This is a genomic window from Sphingomonas phyllosphaerae (assembly GCA_036946405.1).
GTDB lineage: Bacteria > Pseudomonadota > Alphaproteobacteria > Sphingomonadales > Sphingomonadaceae > Sphingomonas > Sphingomonas phyllosphaerae_D.
In genome coordinates this window covers 3,555,725-3,574,807 of the sequence record JAQIJC010000001.1, presented here as the reverse complement: position 1 = coordinate 3,574,807, position 19,083 = coordinate 3,555,725, and the positions used below count along the sequence as shown (strand labels likewise).

Annotated in this window: 13 protein-coding genes; 8 read left to right on the top strand and 5 right to left on the bottom strand. The window is 60.1% G+C overall.

Features of this window, described 5'->3' with window-relative positions; all coding sequences use genetic code 11:
* Positions 1-305 precede the first annotated feature (305 nt).
* From PGN12_16535 to PGN12_16515, 5 genes are all read left to right on the top strand, one after another.
* Positions 306-995: a hypothetical protein gene (locus PGN12_16535; GenBank protein MEH3105494.1), complete on the top strand. Its 690-nt coding sequence runs from the start codon at positions 306-308 to the stop codon at positions 993-995.
* Entirely contained in the window at positions 995-1,600 is a 606-nt protein-coding gene (locus PGN12_16530) for a hypothetical protein (protein ID MEH3105493.1), read from the top strand. The genes PGN12_16535 and PGN12_16530 overlap by 1 nt, the downstream gene beginning before the upstream one ends.
* Entirely contained in the window at positions 1,590-2,669 is a 1,080-nt protein-coding gene (locus tag PGN12_16525; protein MEH3105492.1) for an MBL fold metallo-hydrolase, read from the top strand. The genes PGN12_16530 and PGN12_16525 overlap by 11 nt, the downstream gene beginning before the upstream one ends.
* A gap of 159 nt (positions 2,670-2,828) precedes the next feature.
* Entirely contained in the window at positions 2,829-3,452 is a 624-nt protein-coding gene (locus PGN12_16520; protein MEH3105491.1) for an SOS response-associated peptidase family protein, read from the top strand.
* 91 nt (positions 3,453-3,543) lie between these two features.
* On the top strand, positions 3,544-5,097 hold the full coding sequence (locus PGN12_16515; protein MEH3105490.1) for a diguanylate cyclase: 1,554 nt from the start codon (positions 3,544-3,546) through the stop codon (positions 5,095-5,097).
* 687 nt (positions 5,098-5,784) lie between these two features.
* Here the strand turns inward: PGN12_16515 and PGN12_16510 are convergent.
* Complete coding sequence (locus PGN12_16510; GenBank protein MEH3105489.1) at positions 5,785-6,201, bottom strand: BLUF domain-containing protein; 417 nt, start codon at positions 6,199-6,201, stop codon at positions 5,785-5,787.
* A gap of 676 nt (positions 6,202-6,877) precedes the next feature.
* Here PGN12_16510 and PGN12_16505 point away from each other — a divergent pair.
* The 3 genes from PGN12_16505 to PGN12_16495 all read left to right on the top strand — a co-directional run bounded on the left by PGN12_16505 (position 6,878) and on the right by PGN12_16495 (position 13,586).
* A complete protein-coding gene (locus PGN12_16505) occupies positions 6,878-7,180 on the top strand; it encodes an integration host factor subunit beta (protein MEH3105488.1) in 303 nt (100 codons plus the stop codon).
* Between the two features lie 1,016 nt (positions 7,181-8,196).
* Positions 8,197-12,027 (top strand): DNA methyltransferase, encoded by a 3,831-nt coding sequence (locus PGN12_16500; GenBank protein ID MEH3105487.1) that lies wholly within the window; start codon positions 8,197-8,199, stop codon positions 12,025-12,027.
* Positions 12,028-12,671: 644 nt separating this feature from the next.
* Entirely contained in the window at positions 12,672-13,586 is a 915-nt protein-coding gene (locus PGN12_16495) for a DUF2971 domain-containing protein (protein MEH3105486.1), read from the top strand.
* Positions 13,587-13,978: 392 nt separating this feature from the next.
* Here the strand turns inward: PGN12_16495 and PGN12_16490 are convergent, their stop codons facing one another.
* The 4 genes from PGN12_16490 to PGN12_16475 all read right to left on the bottom strand — a co-directional run bounded on the left by PGN12_16490 (position 13,979) and on the right by PGN12_16475 (position 19,013).
* A complete protein-coding gene (locus PGN12_16490) occupies positions 13,979-14,659 on the bottom strand; it encodes a hypothetical protein (protein MEH3105485.1) in 681 nt (226 codons plus the stop codon).
* A gap of 184 nt (positions 14,660-14,843) precedes the next feature.
* Entirely contained in the window at positions 14,844-15,998 is a 1,155-nt protein-coding gene (locus PGN12_16485; protein ID MEH3105484.1) for a hypothetical protein, read from the bottom strand.
* Between the two features lie 290 nt (positions 15,999-16,288).
* Entirely contained in the window at positions 16,289-17,965 is a 1,677-nt protein-coding gene (locus tag PGN12_16480; protein ID MEH3105483.1) for an alpha-L-fucosidase, read from the bottom strand.
* Positions 17,966-18,149: 184 nt separating this feature from the next.
* The gene (locus PGN12_16475; protein MEH3105482.1) at positions 18,150-19,013 is read right to left on the bottom strand and encodes a GDSL-type esterase/lipase family protein; all 864 of its coding nucleotides are present in this window, start codon (positions 19,011-19,013) and stop codon (positions 18,150-18,152) included.
* Positions 19,014-19,083 lie beyond the last annotated feature (70 nt).

Below are 19,083 nucleotides of genomic sequence, written 5' to 3'. Positions count from 1 at the left end.
GCCGCGACATCCGTGGACGAGCTGCCATCTGCCATATCGCTGGATTGCGCAGCGGCTTGTCGAGCAGGGTGCTGATGTCGACGAGGTCAACCGACCTTAGCCTACAGCAAGGCGGATTGACCAGTTGCACGGCGGGGCGCTGCCGCCGCCGCTAGAAGGCGGCTGCCTGCCCATGACCGAGCGCACCGACGATTTGATGTAAGCCGGATTGGTCAAACGGTCTCGCCTGGGTCACTAAGTTTTTGCTCATTGACTCGACTTAGCTATAGCCTCTGGCGGTCAAGCTGGGGGAGCGAGTCGGGCATATGGAACAGATCGAGATGCAGGGCATCGCGATCGTGCTGATGGGCACGTTCAACCCCACCATTATCACACCCGACTGGCTCGCCCGTCACAAGATCATTGATGAAAATGAGGTTGATAGCTCGGCTATCGTAGTTATTCACCCTGAGGTCTCTCAATTCACCGTTGGCGACCTAATATTCGAGGTGAACACCGAACGATTTGTGCTGCATGTGACCGCAGAGCCCTTCGTGCGTTCGGTTGATATTGTAGTGGACATATTCAAGGATAAGTTAAGTCATACTCCGATAAGCGCCATGGCTATCAACTATTTGGCTCATTTTAAAGTGCCCAGCCATAAACATCAAACTGCGTTAGGCCGGGCTCTCGCTCCGCTACAGGCTTGGGCTGATTGGGGGCAAACTTTCGAAGCAGATGAGCCCTCGAAGGTCGGAGGCTTGGTTTCGCTTACCGTGCAGCAGTCCGCGCCGAGTGACCGTGCCGCTGGTTATGTGCGCTGCACTATTGAGCCGTCTAATCGCATTCAGCCAAGTGGCACTGGTGTCTTCATGCAGGTCAACGATCATTACTCTAGTCCCGGTGCTGGCTCCAGCGTAAATTTCATGGAGGTGTGCCTTGATCGCTTCGGCCCGTCTATGGAGCGATCAAAGGAAATAGTCAGCTCAATGATAAAGTTCTCGGAGTCTTTGTGATGGCATCGCTTCCCATACACTATGACTTCTTCAATGAAAGCGAGAGTGAGCAATTTGGGGCACAGTGGAACGAAAAGTCCACGTCGTTCTCTTCTAGGTCGAAGATATCACTTGTTCCGCGGCCGAAAACGGCGGTATGGCCAAAGAAGGTAAGTCCCCTTCCGGAGGAAAATGCTTCGCTGAAGTCGGGAACTCAGGTTTCTGAGGAGGCGGCAAAGCTGTCGGCATCGAACCAATTCTCCCTTCCCGCGTTCACGTTCCGACCGACGACGATAGGCGTTCACTCCATGAACACTCTGCAAGAGTGGGAAGGTTTGATTATCGATGTGAGAGGCGATGGGTTCTCTGCGCGCCTAAAAGACTTGACGGACCGAAACAGGCGCGAGGAGCTCGCGGAGTTTGATTTTGATGCTGTTGACAAGGTCGATCTGGTACGGGTCAGAGAAGGGGCGGTTTTCCATCTCATAGTGGGCTATACGCGCCGCTCTGGTGCTAGGCGCCTTGAGACCATCGTCTATTTCCGCCGTCACTTGGCAAAGAGTAATGATGATGCAGGAAACTTCTTAGCGGATCTATTGGACGAAGTAGCGGGCGATGTTGACTGATCCCCCTCGCTCTGACGAGATTGAAGTATCTATATTCAGTCGTGGTTACGGTGAGTCGATCCTTGTTCACCTAAAGAATGGCCGATGGATTATCATAGACTCGCTTGAAACGGAGCATAAAGCACCTGTTGCATTGCAGTACCTACGGGCGATGGAGCTAGAGCCAGAAAATTGCGTGGACGCACTTCTGCTTACTCACTGGCATGATGATCATGTTGCTGGCGCGACGGCTCTTGTATCGTGTCTACCAAAGTCGATAATCGCCTTATCCAGCTTTCTACAAGGGGATGAATTTAAAACCTTTCTGCGAACCCGCGGCTTTCCTACGTCGGGTAGCTATGGAAATGGATTGAAAGAACTGATCGGGGTTTGCACCCTCCTGAAGGATCGTGATCGCCCGCGGAAGTGGTGCAGTGCGGATAAGCTAATCTCCGCAGATCGTATAAATGGTTCGTACAAGTTTGAGGCCCTATCTCCGTCAGAGCATGATTTTGAGGACTTCGTTGAGTCAATCGCGGCACTTGGTGGTGAGGGAACTCGCATACCGGCACCACGCCGCAACGATGCGTCAGTCGCGAGTGTTGTGGAATTTCCAGACGAAATGCTGCTGTTTGGAGCGGACCTTGAGATAGGTTCTTCGGGGAAGGGGTGGGTGGCAGTCCATGAACTTGTATGGAAAGGCCGACGAAAAGCCTCCTTCTTCAAAATTCCGCATCACGGTTCAAAGAACGCGCATTATCCGCCTATCTGGGCAGATATGCTTGTCGAGAATGTAACGGCCGCTTTGACGCCATGGAATAGAAGTGCCAAGCTACCAACCCGCGAGGACGTTGCGCGGATCCTTGAAGGAACTGAGTCGGCATATGCTGCTGCAAAACCCTTAAATTCTGCTGCTTTGAAAAGGCAGAATGCGGTCGAGAGGCAGACACGTGCAGCGGGGATCAAAATTGCCACTCCAGCGAGTGACTTAGGCCACCTTCGGTTCCGTAAGTCCGCGGACACGTGGGCAGTGTCTTACGCGAATGACATCAGCTCTCACCTATCTGATATTTTCAAGCACTCTGCGTGATGCGCCGAAAGGCGTGCTTAGAAATTCATCCACCACGATGGCTGCCAGTTTCTTCTTTAGTGCAGAATGCAGGCTGAGTCTAACACCTACAAAGACACGCCGTCTTCATTGAGCATGTCTCGATTGGAGCGATCGATAGCAAGGTGACCGCATTAGACGATGTGCAACAGATACCGCCTGACCGAAGCGCAGATCGCGTTGGCTGCCCGCTACGGTGTTGAGGCACCTTTTCCGCCTGATCACACGATCCCGCCGCCTGAGCTCTTCCCCGACAAGCCGGCGTTCGTCGTGCGGCAGAAAGGCGCGAGCCGCGTGCTCGACACCATGGCATGGGGCTTCCCGCACAAGGTGCCCGGCAAGCGGATCGATAAGGCGACAGGCAAGCCGGTCCTGCTCAACAAGAGCGTGACCAACGTTCGCAACTACAGCTCCCCGTTCTGGCGCTCGGCGCTGATGAACCCGGAGCGGCGGTGCCTGGTGCCGTTCACCAGCTTCAGCGAATATGGGCAGACCCGCGGGGCCGACGGCAAGCTGCCACTGCATTGGTTCAGCGTGCCCAGCCGGCCGATCGTCAGTTTCGCTGGTGTGTGGCGACCGACCGAAAGCGGTGCCGTGTTCGCGTTTCTCACCTCCGATCCCAACCCGCTCGTTGCGTCAATCCATCCGAAGGCGATGCCGGTCCTGCTGCACGAGGATGACGAGGAGCGCTGGCTGACCGCTCACGTCGACCAAGCGATCCTGCTCGCACAGCCATATCCATCCCAGCTAATGGCAGTCGACTAACAGGCGGCGCTGCTGGAAACGGTGGAAAAAGCGTGGTTGCCGTAGCGAAATTAGGAGGGGTCGTTTACCAATCGCTCTTACTAGGGACGACGTGAAAGAGCCTGACCGCGCCTTTATCCGCGATCTGCCAAGCGGCACGTACATCGAGCTCGTCGCCAGCTTATGCGACACGCGCATGCCCGCGATGATCATGAGCCTGATGTTTGTGGCAATCGGGGCGTTTGCGATGCGCGCCGCTCAAGACGGTCTGCTCACCGGCTTGGTCGCGTTGGGTACGTTGGCAAGCGCGGTCCGCCTCTTTGTGCTGCTACGCGGCCGCAGGCTTTGCGCTCGACCGGACTTCTCACTTGACGATGCCACTCGCTTCGAGAGGCAGTTTGCGGTCACCTACTGCGCCTTTGCGTGCATCTTCGGGCTTTTCGCCGCCCGGGCGCTGGCTCTGCCGCTCGTCGAATGGCAGATGCCTGTTAGCATCGCCGTCGTTGGCTACGCCGCTGGCGCCGCGGCGACGATCGCTCTTCGACCCCGAATAGTCGTCACCAGCTTGCTGCTTTCGGTGCTCCCGCCTTCCGGCGTTCTCTTGTTCCGCGCCGATACGAGCACCCTGGTCTCAGCTGCAGCACTGCTCGCTCTACTCGCAGGGGGCTTACGCAGCCTCAGCAAGCGTTATGTTTCGCAATCGACCAAAGCCACCAGTCGCCGCGACTATGCCCGCCAAGCGCAAACGGATCACCTGACCGGTGTTGGCAACCGGCTCGCGCTCGCCAATGCCTTCGATGCCTGCAAAACCGCTGAGCGGGTCGATCGCATTGCCCTGCACTACGTGGATCTAGACGACTTTAAGGCCATTAACGATCAGCTCGGCCATCAGGTCGGCGACCGCATCCTCAAGCTTGTTGCAGAAAAGCTGCGCGGCTGCAGTCGACCAAACGATGCTGTCGTCAGGCTTGGTGGAGACGAGTTCGTCCTCCTTCAGAACGATGCAGACAGTTATGAGGAGGTCGAGCAATATGCCGCCCGCATCGCACGGGCCCTCAACGCCTTATATCGCGTCGATGCCCTGTCAGTGTCCGTGCGAGCCAGTGTTGGCTCTCGCCGCGGCGCGGGCTACATCCAGAGCGTGGAAGCGCTGCTTACCAGTGCGGACGCCGTGCTGCGGCAGCGGAAGATCGAGCGTAAAACCCGCGCCTCGCGCCCGCTTTTGAAGGAGGCCGACTGGTCGATAGTGTCCTCTCAGCGACCAGAAGCTGAGCGCCAACTGTCGAACAATGAAGCTGAGGTGCAGTCCCAACTGCTGCTGCTCGGCATTGCCAAAATGACGTGGGAAGCCGCGCCGGACGGCGTCGTAGAAGTCGACAGTCCGACTTGGCGCGACTACACCGGACAGAGCTACGACGACTGGAAGGGGTTTGGCTGGCTGACCGCCATCCATCCCGATGATCGGCAGGTCATCAAAGCAACCTGGCGCGACGCAGTCCGTGATGGCCGTTCAGTGCACGCTGAATACCGGTTGAAGCGATATGACGGCCTTTACCGGTGGATGAGCGTCCACGCTGTTCCGCTTCGTAACGAGGATGGCTCAATCGCCCGATGGCTCGGAGTGAATATCGAAATAGAAAACTCTGGGCGGGTAGGGCAAAGCTAGCGTTGGTCCAGTGGATCACGGGTTTGGCTACGCTCCCATGAAGCCGCGGCTTGTTCGGTTTCCTCAGCCAAGCGGATGATGGTCGCTCGGTCGTTCTTGCTGGTGAGGCCTTCCGCTACGCGTCGCCACCGCGCTGCTTCGCTTCTAAGCCGGGAGCCGTCAGTTGCTTTCGATTGATCGGTCACCCGTCACCTCTTCGATGCATGAGCGATCGATGAAGGTTGCGTGGCTAATGCGCTTCGCTGATTCAGGCCAGTGACCCTGTCGCACAATCTAGGCGGTTCGTCGGATTTGCAGTTTCTAGCGACGGGCGGACGTGCCTCGATCCTGGCGAGAGACTGCGAAACCGCGCATCCAATCGGCTCGCTCTCGTTCGACCAGCGTTGTGCGATAAGGGCAGTCAGCAGTTGACGTCTGACGCGCAGCGCCCGCCTTCAAGCCTTCAGCATACGCGTTTTGTACCATGTCGAACCCCTTGCGACTCGGATGAGCTTTCGCCGCATAGCCATGTCCTAAATTGGTTACAGCAACATGGTTAACAAAGATTAACGCGACGGCCGGATTGGTTACTAGCCGGGTAGAAGGCGGCTTAGAAACGCCAGGCACCAGTGCCGGGCGAAGTTAGAACCCGCGCGGCAAGGGTACTACACAGGTATTAGACAAGCAGCGAGGTTACAAGCGACCCGGCTATGCAATTCGCCTCTTGCTCGCGAGACGCGCGAAGCCGATGAATTGCGCACGCATGTGTGGATCTGCCACGAGGCTAACATCGGCTTTTACCTGCTCGACAAACTTCTCAAGATCCTCCCCCTGACGTGGCGGCTCGTCCATCGACCAGTGAGGAAACTCGCGATGCTCAATCGCCCCGGCGAAGACCTCCACGATATCTCTATGATTCCGATTCCGGACGATTCTGGCCATTAGGCTCTCTACGGCCGGACGCTCGCCTTCGATCGCTTGAAGGAAGCGAACGCCGTCATACAGGAACAAGCCGGTGATCCCGTCGCGCAGGTTGCGTTGAGTGGATGTCTCGCAAAGCTCTCGCAACTCGTCGTCGTTCAGGAAGTGCGTGGCGCGACTGGAATAGATGATGCGAAAGAGCACTGCCGTTCCTTGACGGTGGAGGAGCTCTCATAGTCGGGCGCCCACTGCAAAACAGCTAATTGATCTGGATTGTAAATTTTCGCTGCGACAACGAAGCTCGCTGAAGATCGTCATTGTAATGTTCCGGGCTGCCTCAGAAGCTCATAGAGCTTGGCGACCTCATAGAGGCGATCGGCTTCAGCGGTTCGGCCAGCATGAAGCAGTTCATCGACCCGATCCTGCAGCCAGTATGGCGTGTCCGGGCCTCGGCGACGCTCGATCGCGATCAACTCGCTCCACTGGGCCCGGCGTATCGTCAAAAGTCCAGTCCTCGCCGGTCGATTTCGTCGGCCATCGCCTCCATCCGCGGGTCACCGCTATCCCACGTCGTCCGCGACCATTCGGTGATGAGTTCCTGATCCGTCCAGGTGGCGAGAGCCTCAGGTGTCGGTGGCCGCTGCGAATCATTGTCGGGCATTTGGAAAGGCTAGGCTAGTTAGATGACGGCGCAAGCCCGGAAGCGAGCCCCGTCCGGGCAACGGCGAGTCCCCCACGGATCCAACGCTCATCGAGCGATCTGACAGAATTGTAACGCCCGCGTAACTCGATTTGTGTTTGCAATCGTTATCAGCTGTATACGATCGGTTCCCACCCCCGCCCTCGATGGGCTCGCCGGTCGTGTAAAGGAGAGAAGTCTGTGACGCGCTCGCAGCTGAAAAGCGCCTTGATGCGGGGGAACCCGACCCTCTCCGCAAGAGACATTGACGCCGTGATGACCATCTTCTTCGAAGACATAACGGACCGCTTGAAAGAAGGCGGCCGTGTTGAACTGCGAGGTTTCGGCTCGTTCGCGACACGTGGCCGGCAACTACATGCCGGTAGGAACCCAAAGACTGGCGAGACGATTCAGGTAGAGGCGTCTCGCAGGCCGTACTTCAGGCCTAGCAAAATGATGTACGACCGCTTGAACGTCGACACGTTCAAACCGATTGAAGGTTGACCGGTGCCAGCGATGCCGAGTGTCCCTTGGCACTGCCGGGCTGATCATGCGAATGGATATCGAACGAGACGGACCCGAAGTGACTGCGTGGCAAGAAGGGATGTCCCACATCGTGCCAAACAGCAGTGGGGTATCAAGAGGGGTATCAGATCAGCTGCGGCGCTCCTAAGTCGCAGAAAAACGTCGTTCGTTCGTGGTGTTGGGGCGGGCTCCCGCTCCGCCACTCAGTCCTATCCCACCGCCTCAGAGCGACCTTCTTCAAGAAATCCCGCGGGAAACTGCGTCGTTCTCACGCGACTCCGTATCTCGGAGAATTGCCTGATAACCGACCTTCCTGGAAGGACATGGCGTTTTCTCCGCACCGCCGGGGGGCAGTACCAAAGCCAATGATCTGCTGTTTTCCCGTGCTTGCCGTCCGGCGATGGTGTCGGTCATAAGCATCGATCGAGCTCAAGTCATCGGGTTATTTTCGCGCGCTTTACGCCGGTGTGAGGTGCGGCGATCGGAACGCTGTTTTCCCTGATCTCGCGCGATTAACAGGGAATAACCACAAGAAACAGGCGACGTGCTCATCCCGGCACAGTCAAAACTTCAGCTTTTTCGCGTCCTTCGTGATCAAATTCCCTGCTTTTGATTACAGGGAATTGCGTGCACCGAACAGGGAAGAGGTCGATGCAAGCAGGGAGCGGTATATCTGATGCAGAGATATGGTCGGAAGAGGCGAACATAACTGTTCATAAGTGGAGGCGATTGACAACAAAATTCGTCCTTCATGATTGCTTGCTCGCGGTGATTGCTTCTTCATCTTTATGGTGGCATAAGCGGCATCGGAGCTGAACCTCCGCCCGAGCAGCATCGCCTAACCGCACAGCAGCATCCGGGATCACGTTGGGATGCATGGCGAACAGCTTGCATCCCGCCTGCTGAACAACCGACCGGTTGGGCAGGCGAGTGGTCGCGCGTGTCTGCTGACGCTCGGTCCTCGTCCCGTCCTTCCGACACATGAAGGACGAACCATGAAGACCTCGCCTCGCTCTCGCAAAGCTGCCGGCGTAGCTGCGGACGATGCCGCGCTGCGCGATCTGTCGCGCGCCATCGAACAGCGGCTCGGACCCATCGAATATCGCCGGCTGAAGGACATCATCCCCTATGCGGGGAATCCGCGTCAGCATCCTGAACGCCAGATCGTGCAGCTCATGGCGTCGATACGCCAGTTCGGCTTCACCATGCCGCTTCTCGTCGCGGAGGCCGGCGAGCTCATCTGCGGCCACGCCCGGCTTGAAGCCGCCCGCCGTCTCGGCATGGAGGACGTGCCGGTGCTGGTGGCCCGTTGCTGGAGCAAGGCTAAGATCAAGGCCTATCGCCTCGCCGACAACCAGCTCGCGCGCGCAGCGACATGGGATGAAGATCTGCTGCGCGTCGAGATCGCCAGTATCATCGAACTCGACGAGACGCCCATCGAGATTCTCGGCTGGTCGACCGGTGAGATCGATGTGCTGCTCGACGGCGCAGGGGTCGAGGACGATGCCTCCGACTCGGATGATATGCTGCCCGAGCCGCGGACCACGCCGGTAGCGCAGCCCGGCGACCTCTGGCTGCTCGGCCGCCATCGCCTGCTATGCGCGTCATCGCTCGAGCCATCGAGCTGGGAGCGGCTGATGGCCGGCAACGTCGCAGCCATGATCCTGACCGATGCCCCGTACAATGTCCGCGTCAACGGCCATGTCTCAGGCGGCGGCCAGCACGCCGAGTTTGCGATGGCATCCGGCGAGATGAGCGAGGCCGAGTTCATCCGCTTCAACGTGTCCTATCTCGCCAATATGGCCGCGCACCTCAAGGACGGCGGGATCGCCATGGCATTCATGGATCACCACCATCTGTTCGAATTGATGACGGCGGCGCGCGAGGTCGGGTTCAAACATCTCAACCTATGCGTCTGGGCGAAGACCAACGGCGGCATGGGGAGTCTGTACCGCAGCCAGCATGAGTTGGTGTTGGTGCTGAAACACGGCACCGCGCCGCACACCAACATGGTCGAGCTCGGCAGGCATGGCCGCTACCGCACCAACGTCTGGAATTGGGCCGGTGCCAATGCATTCGGTGCGTCGCGCGACGCTGACCTTGCCGATCATCCCACGGTCAAACCGGTGGCGTTGCTCGCCGAAGCGATCCGCGACGTGACCCGGCATGGCGAGATCATCATCGATGCATTCTCGGGCTCGGGCAGTACGATCCTCGCCTGCGAACGTAGCGGCGACCCGCATCGCCTCAGCTCGGCGGACGGCGAGGAGCGCGTGGCGCAGCTGCTTCGCCGCGACGAGGCGCCCTGGTCCGACATCAAATCGGTCGCCGCAGCCCTGCGCTGGACCCACTTCTCGTCGCAGCGCTCGACCGCCAGACTCGGTTACGAGCACGGCGACGCGATACTCAAGGCGTTCGCTGCGCCGGCGGGGCTCGAACGTCTCAAGGGCTTGGACCGGCGGCTCTGGGGCCGCGAGACGCAGTCCGCCGTTAAGGAGCTGGAGCGTGAGGTGCGCGCCAAGGAGCGGCAGCACAGCACAGCGCTCGACCGGCTGGATCAGCTCCGATTGCCTCTCGCGACGAACGGAGATCTGGCGACGCGGCAACGGCTCAACGACCTTCGGGAGGCACTCGCCAAGGAGCCGGGGCTGCCGCCCGCCCCTGACGGGATAGACCTGGAGCGGCTCGACAACCACCTGGCGACGTTCCGCTCGGGGCTGGAGGCGCGGTTGGGCGAGGTCCGGTCGCTGCGGGCCCTCCTGCGCGACGCCAACCCGCGGGTGCGGCGCCTGACCATCGAGGAGGACGAGGCGCGACAATCGCTGCGGACAGCCGAGCAGATGGCGGAACGGCGCGTCGAGGCGCGAGGGCTCGCCGCGTCCGAGCGGGACGCGCGCCAGGCCGAACTGGATCGGATGAATGCGACGCGCGCGAGCCTCGCCGGCGCGCTCGGCGCGAGGGCCGAGCTCCTGGAGCTGCAACTCGAGCGCGGCGAGCTGCGGCGTCGCGCCGCGGACACGAAGGCGCAGGGCGAGGCGGTCGCGGAGAAGATCGCCCGGCTGGACGAGCTGGAGGCGGCGACGACCAAGCTGCGCGCGGGGACCGCGCTGCAGGAGATCGACCGCAGCCTGGCCGAGCTGGCCGAGCTTGGCGACCCCGAGGAGGCCCAGGCGTCGGCCGCGCGGCAGGTCGCGGAGCTCTCGGCTAGGCGCGACGAGCTGGCTGGCATTCGCGAGCAGTTGCAGGGCGCGCTGTCGGACGAGACAGACCGCCTCAAATCGCTAGCCGCGCTTGCCGCGGCGGTGGCCGCGCACCTCCATGCGGAGGACACGCGATGCCCGGTGTGCGCGGCCGCCTACGAGCTCGGCGAGCTCGCGACGCGCGCGCGGGCGGCGGCGTTCACCCCCGGCCCCGCCGCCCAGCAGATCACGAAGTCGCTCAACGAGACCACGCACGAGCTCGGCCGCGTGTCTGGCCAGATGCGCATCGCCCTGGCGCGCGCCGAGGAAGCGCGAGCGGTCGCGGCCGCCATCGCCCGGCACCAAGCCGACCGGGCGCGCCAGTTGGAAGCCTACGGCGACGGGCAACCGACTGCCGAGGCGCTCGAGGAGGTCCAGTCCCGGATCGAGGACCTGCGCGAGGAGCTCGAGGCGGGCGGCGAGGTCGAGGCGCGCTTCATGCGGGTCGAACTCCAGGAGCTACAGCGGCGGCTCGCGCCGCTCCTCGCCGACCTGGAGGCGCGCCTGCTCGAGAACGAGCGGGTGCTAGAGACCCTCGCCGTCCAGCCGTACGGAGAGCGGCCCGAGACCGACCTCCGCGCCCAAATCCGCGCTGTCGACGCTCAAATCGACCAGGTCGCGGTGCAGCTCACGGCCGCCACGACCGAGTACGGCTTCGCTGTCCAGCTCGCCGAAGGCGTCGAGGACAACCTGAGGCGACTGCGCGAGCTGCACGGGAACGCGGAGGCGTCGCTTTTCGAGGAGAGCCGGCGCGTCGTGAACTGGACGCGCACGCTCGCCGAGATCCTGGATGGCGCGCCGGAGGACGAGTTTGCGGAGCGGACGCAGGAGCAGTCGGTTAGGATTGGCATACTGCTCGAGCGCCTGGCCTCGATCCGAGACGAGGTCGCGCGCGCGCGGCAGTCGCCCGACAGAGATGACGAGCTCACGCTGCTTCGGGCAACGTACCTGCCTTCAGCCGACCGCGCCAGCCCCGCAGAGCTGCGCGAGGCCATCGACCGGGAGCTCCGCCGCGCGCGCGCCGATCTGGTTTCGTTGCAAACGCTGCGGAAGCGCCTGAGCCAACGGGCCCGGGTCAGGCGGGACATCGACAAGAGGCTGCAGGGCACCGCGCTAAGACCGTGGAACGGCCTGTTCCGCGCCGTCTACGCGAGCTTGGCCGGCTCGTTGGGCGAGACGCTGGAGTGGACGGCGGACCGCGTCGACATGCGCTTCCGCGAGATCGGGTCCAGCGTCAGGCCGAACGTCGCGGGGGAACCGATTTCTGGTTGGCTCGCCGGACATTACTTCTCCGAAGGCCAGCTGGCTGCGCTCCAGATATCGGCGATGATCACGGCATCCGTCCTGCTGCCTTGGTCGCGGTGGAACGCCCTACTCCTCGACGATCCGCTCCAGCACGCCGACGTGATCAAGGTCGGCGCATTTGCCGACCTGATCAGGTCGCTCTGCCTCGACAAGAGGCACCAGATCGTCATGACCACGCACGATCGTGTCCAAGCTGAGTTCATCGCCGCGAAATTCGCCGCAGGCGGGCTCGGCGCGAAGATCATCGCCTTCGAGCGGCCTCTGCCCGTGCAGGGCCAATGAAGCTCGGGGCCGGTCGGCGGGCCACACTCACCGCGGCGCGTCGATTTACGGCGGAATGCCGGCACGGCTAGCGTCTGGATCTGTCCCCCCCGGTCCCGAGCGGCTTTTGACTCGGGACCGGGGGGATGGAGACGGTCGGGCCGATGTCCGCGGTGCGGGAGCTGCACCGCTTCGACTTTCCTTGCGCTTTGGCCTCCGGGTCGTGGAGGTACGCCACTTCAAGGAAGTGCATCTTAAATCTGCTTTTCCCGATGATATCTTCTGTTTTCGCGCTGCCGTTTTCCATTATCCGGGCGGTTCAGCCCGTCGCTTGCTATGTCTCAAGTTCGACGATCTCCAAGATGAACGAGCGGCAGGAAGTGGGCGCCCAGCAGGGAGCACTGAGTGACCGCCTTTGGGTCCTCGAAGCCGCAAGCTGCCGGACGGCTTACGCCCAGAGAACGACATTCGACGTGGCTCGAGCAGCTATCAGAACCGGCCATTTCTTCATATGCTCGCTGCTGGGCGAAAGTGCGCCGAGCGCAAACTCACGAATTTAAAAGGATATCCGCCCAGATTTGCTTGTAAAAAAACTAGTCCAGCTCTTGCATTTGACGCTGATTTAACATCCTTTGGCGAAAGCGCTACGACGGGAGACGACACCGATGAACGATCCAGATCCGCTATTTGCTTCCACATACGCTCGTGTTCTGAAGCCGAATTCGGAAACTGTCTTATATCATTATTGCAGCACCCCAACGCTGCTCTCGATCCTAGAGCACGGAAAACTGCGGTTCAGCGATGTCAACATGATGAACGACCCGCGCGAATGGAGGTATTGCTACGAATTGTTCGAGCGAGCAGCCAATGCATTGCTTGAAATGGTTTCAGATTACCCAGCACTTGAAGGACTGGATACAAGCTTTTTCGACCATATCGATGGCTATCTGTCGCCCAAGCAACTAAGAAGCCACCCGGTGATCGCGTGCTTTTCGAAGCGACCAGATGTGCTCAGTCAGTGGCGTGGCTATGCCGACAATGGCAAAGGCTGGTCGATCGGATTCAGTGGGTTAGCGCTCGATGCTATGCCGGTCACGCTGCTTGAGGTGGTTTACGATCCCGAGCAGCAAATCACCGAGGTGCGCAATTTTCTAGCCGCTATGTACCTAACTTGGCGCAAAGAAGGTGGCGATTTCAAAGATACCGTCGGTGAAGACGCCGCGTTGCTCTCCAGCTTCATCCTTGGATACAAACATCCATCGTTCGAGGAAGAGCAAGAAGTACGCGCGCTGCATGAATTGCGCGTCGATATCTCAGAGGACGGGTGGGAACTAATCGACGAAGGTGGCACGGCGAATGGCGAAAAGGTTAAGGGCGAGGCAGTAGGCTTCCGCGCCGCCGGATCGGCTGTCGTTGCGTACGTTGATATTCCGTTGCAGCGTGTTGCCGGAGTGGCAATTAGAGAGGTTTGGTTCGGCCCAAGCAACGACAACGGCCCGGGAAACGCGCTTTATCCCTTGACCCGCTACGGGCATCGCGGCGTTGATCTATTGTGGTCGGCCTCAAGCTATCGAGCCTAGCCCGCAGCGCGCTCCGAATCTGAAATGCCGGTGTCCACTATCTCACGACGTCCAGGCGGCTGATCCGGCTCGCTAAAAGCGGCCGTCAGGCCGACCTGAATAAATGGCAGAAATTAGGAAGTCGAACGGGCGCCCTGAATGTCGGAATGTCGGTCGCCAGTATCGTTCATTCCCTTCGGGCTCCCGGCGCCGGCTCCCGACCAGGATGCGTCGCTTAGCTTTCCTCCGGTGAACGTCCAGTTTTGGCAGAAGCCGCCGATCAGCCTGATTCAAAGCGGACAGTCGCCCAAGGGCCCTTAAACGATCGTTCCGACCCGCTAAATTGCCACTTGGAAGCGGCTACTGGTGGAACCTCTCTCTTCAGACCGCATACTGGTAAGTCTAAGGCCGCATCACTCAGACGGCTGCTGCTCGATCTTCGGGAAATTGTCTACGTCAAAATAAGGGTCCGTGGTCCACCCATGCTTCTCGGCCATCGTTAAGCGGAAAACTGCGGCCTCCCAATGGGACAATAACCCGTCAGCGTCAGCGAATTCCTGGGCCATTATTTCGAAGTTTATCCCAACACGGTCATAGCTTTTTCGCTTCTCGAAGGCCATCTTGCGCGACATCCCGAACCGGAAGAGGTCGCCCGACGGATCGATGGCATCATAGGCGCTGACCAAGTGCAGCGTTGACGCGAGGCGCGCATCGCGATCGACCGCAAAGCCGTTCGCCAGAAGCCAGGTATAAGCCACGCCCCAGAGCGCCAGCAGACCATGCTGAGCCAGCGGTTTCTTGTCGACAGCCGCATCGCGGGCGAGGATCGAACTTAACAGCGCTTTCAGGCGCAGTTCAAGCGTCTGGCGTATGATGTGCGCAACCGGCGCCGTCCAGTTACCAAGTTGCTCTTTGCGATAGGTTTTTAGAAGCGCCGTCGCCGCCATCTGAAAATCAAGCGCAAGCTCGCCGTAGCTGCACTGGCCATTGTGGTTTTCGACATAATAGATTGCCTTCGGCTCATCGCCGAAAGTGGAGCTAGGGCCTTGCCAGATCTCGAAATGAAAGGGCGGATCTTCAGGTGTGCTGGTCATTCACCCAGCTTAGCGCCGCGGCCAGAGTGGCGAAATACCCACGTTATGCAATTGCTCCAAGCTGATCCGCACCAATCCCGCCTTTGCAAGCGAACGATCGCTGGCCGACGCATGGGGTGGCTGCGCCAATCGCCTGCGGGAACGAGGTTCCGCGGGTCGTCGAGGATGGGCTTAATCGTCATGGTCAGTCCGTCGCCGCCGGTTCTACAATGCCGTTATGGACCGGCTGCAGGATGCCGTCGGCGTCGGGTTTGGCGATGCCGACACTGCCCGCGCGTAGTGTGCCGCCCGTCGCATAGAGAAGGTCGAAGACCAGGATTTCTTCCTCGCCATCGCCATCGAGATCGGCGCGGAATAGCTCGCTGAGCGCAAGGGCGAAGCCATTGCGCGGTTCGATCGCCACGCGCCAGTCTTCCTGCTCGACCACGTCGCAGGCACCCTCGGCGATCAGGTCGGCGATTGTCTTGCATCGTGCAAAGAGTGGGCCGTCTGTTTCCTCATCGAACTCGATCCACACTTGTCTGACCCAGGCGGACGACCAACGATCGAGGTTGCGGCAGGTAATGCGCGGGTAGCGGAGCACCGAATGTGGCGCGAACGTGGCAGTCTCCAGCGCCGCCAGCATGCCGCAATTGCGGTCAGCCATGCCGTAACAGTTCATGTCGAACTGCGTCTCCGGCCAGTAGCCCTTCTGCTGGGCGACTTGGAACTCGAGGCAATTGGTGCAAATCGTTCTAGTTCCCGCATCATCTCGAACTACCACGGCATCAATGCCGCCACCGCCAAGCGCGAAGGGCTTGGTCATCAAATCGCGAGCCAGCGCGGCGTTAAGCAAGGTGATATCATCAGCGCCAGCCAGTTCCGGCGAATGGCGCAGTCGCGTCATGCCATCTTGCTGACGGTGCACGTCGACCACGTCCTCGACGTCGAGTGAGTTCCGATCTGCCTTTGCTTTAAGCTGAAGGTAGGCAGTTAGCAACTTCCGATCCTCGATCGACGCCGCAAGCTGTGCCTCAATCAGCTCTTGATGCTGTCGAGCGATGTCGAGGAAGTTTATGAGCACGTTGTTGGGCCGAACCCGGGCGCTCTTGGTTCCATTCTGGAAACGTTTCGTTGGCAAAAGGTTGCCCAGCCCATTCAAATCAAAGTCTTCCGCAACGATACTTTCGCGTTTGAGACGGGCAAGATCGTCTGGCGCGATCGTGATCGGCACGACATGGTCGATCTCCAGGTCGCTAAATGCGATGAGGTCGCCCGTATACGGACAGCGCTTGTTGTACGCTTCCCAGATGACGGCGCGCTCTTCGGTAGAGAGTTGACGGCGCTTGGCCTTCGCCAAGGTTTTCGCATCCTTCATCGACTTCGAACATGGCATTCGCGTGAACGGTTCGCCAGTGGCTAGCGGAAATATGCTTGGTTACCGTGGAAGACTGGAATGTCTGCCCTCGACGAAACCGGTCATTCAAGGCGCCCATGGGGAGGACGGCTACGTCCCACTTCTCGCCCTTTCCGCCATCGCTGGTTGAGGTGTCGGGCGAACATGAATGGATGTCCGAAGTTGGAGAGCGCAAAACCACCGCGGAATGTCGTGTTCTGGGTCTGATCGAAATCAGCTACCTCGTAGGAAGTCTAGGCCACAAGGCCGTCACCCTCGATGACAAGAGCGAGTCCGATGCGATTTCGCAGGCTGTCAGGCAAACGCACTACAAGAGCGTCGGCCGAGCGTGTAAATGGCAGCGGCTCCAAACTTCCCGGTAAGGTCACTTTGCTCACTGTGCCTCTGCCGACCGGATTACCGCTTCCCAACAACGTCAGTCGGACAGCGCTGTCTGCGGGCCAGCCCAGTACCAGAGCATGCACCGCAGAGTCGCGCTTTACGTAGCGGATATCAGCGGCAGTGTAGGTGGTTTCCTGACCGCCTTCGGAGAAGGCACCTCCTGCGCCGTGGCTCGCTCCTTCCCCGTTAACGCGCCATGGACGAGTGCCATAGATCGCTTCGCCGAACTTCTGCATCCACACGGCGATCTCCTCGACGATCTGGCGTTCACGATCATCGATCGTGCCATCACCGCGCAGCGGGACGCTGAGCATCAGGTTGCCGTTCTTCGAGACGACATCGCACAACGTGTGCAACACCTTCGCTGGCGTTTTATACCGGTTCTCGCGGTAATATTGCTCCCCGTAGAACCAGTTGCCGAGGCAGGTCTCCGTCTGCCACGGGAAACGGTCGATATAGCTCTTCTGTCCGCGCTCGACCACGTCAACAAGACCCATGCGTCGCTGGGGAGCCGTTTCCTTCGCCGTGACTACCCCTTCTAGACGGCCATCATGCCACGCCATGTTGCGATTATAGAAGTAGGCAGCCATGTCGAGACCAGCTTGGCCGAGTGGTAGATCGTGGTTGTCGAAATAGAGCATGTCGGGCCGGTATTTGTCGATCAGCTCGCGGCAGCGCAGCGACCACCGCCGCACGAACGCCGGGTTTCGCGGCGCGCCCTCATCCCAAAGTGCATCGGTCGCTGCATGCCACGCGTTTGCTTCCGCAAGTGATCGGATCCCGTCGGGTATTGCCATACTGCGCCCGGTATACAGGTCCTGCGGGTCGAGCCCCTCCCACCATCGGCCGCGTCCGTCCGATCGGGTTAGGCGGGCGGCATCATAGCGCTGACCCTGTCGTGGACCTTCCGGGTCATAGCCGTACGCGACCTGATTCCAGTGCCAGGCATGACCCGAGTGGTTGGAAACCGCAAAACGCAGGCCGCGCTCGCGGGCGAGCTTCTCCCATGTTCCCACGATATCCCGCCTTGGCCCGACCCTCGTCGAGTTCCAGGCATGGTGCGACGAAGTGTAGCAATCGAAATTGTCGTGGTGGTTTGCGATCGCCATGAAATAGCGCGCTCCGGCTCGCTTGTAGAGATCAAGCAGTTCGGCAGGATCCCAGCGCTCGGCACGCCAACGGTGCTGGATATCCATGAAGCCGGTGTCCGCGGGATGCCCGTAATGCTTCAGATGATGTTCGTAGGAAGGATGGCCCTGCAAATACATGTCGCGCGCGTACCAATCGTCTCCTATGCCCGGCACGGAAGCCGCCCCCCAATGGGCCCAAATTCCGAATTTCGCGTCGCGGAACCAGTCGGGCGCGCTGTAGCCGCTAATTAGCGAGTCCCAATTAGCCTCGAACTGCCGTGGTGGCGCAACCGAAACGGGCCGAAGCTCGCTTTGCCGAAGTGGTACACTGGCGCGCACGGAAGCCGCCGACGCCGCGGCGGCTGTCAGCCCGCCGCGAAGAACTGTTCGCCTGGACATGTACATCCTTCTGTCTCCGGTTATCGCTGTACCCTACGTTTGTGGTTCGGGCACAGGTGCCGATCATCAGCGAATGGGTTGGCAGGCAGGTCGATCAACTAGGTATACGTCCGTTCCAGGAGGAACGGCCACTCGCGCTCAAGTCCTGGCGACGTCTGGTGAGCGGGCCAAAATCGCCAATAGTTCAATGTGTCTTTTCATGGTGGATCGGAGCCGCCAGCGCGGCGGCGATCGCCTGCTCTGCCACGGGAGCCATGCGCGCATAACCTGCAGCTAGCGGATGAACGCCGTCGTCTGTGTAGCGGGCGTCGAGCAGACCAGCCCGATCGACAAGCGCCGCATAGTAATCGGCGTAGGCGTAGCCGCGTCGCTGACAGAAGCCGCGCAGCCAGTCGTTCAAAGCGCGCAGCGTTGTCGGCTTGCGCTCGCGAACGACGTCCCGGGCGGAGGGTGTGTAATCGTTGACCGGCAGCAGCGATCCGAAGACCACCTTGACGCCATGTGCGTCCGCTAGGTCTGCCATGGCTTCCCAATTGGATTGGATCTGCTCCGGGGCTTCTTGCTGCAAGAAGCCTTGCACGTCGTTGACGCCAGCCAGGATGACGACCGCGTCTGGCCGGAGCGAGATTACGTCCTGATGGAAGCGCAGAAGCATCTGCGCAGTCACTTGGCTGCCAATGCCCCGATTGACATAGGGACGTCCCGGAAAGCTTCGCGCTAGATCCCAGCGATCTGTGATTGAATCGCCGAGGAAAACGACTCGTCGCTCATCGCTTCGTGGCGGACCCAGCCGACGGTTGGCGGCCTGGTAGAGGTAGCGCTCTCCGAAATCGCGCATCAGGCTCGGTACCAGCCGTGCGCGGAAGGGGCCAAGCCATGGTCCCCAATCGCGTTCGGCTATGAACCGCCGCTCTGGAGAGCTCTGATATGGAGCGGGAGCTTCGGCATTAAGCGGTGCGGTCATTGTCAAAATCGCGGCGGTGGTCAGGACCATTTTTGACTTCTGCACGTGTCGCCAGGACCGCTTGCCAATCAGGCCGCCGACCATTTGCCTCTCCCCTCGGTACTTCGCGGTGCAAGATTGCCGCAACACTGGAGATAACGCTATCAAATTATGC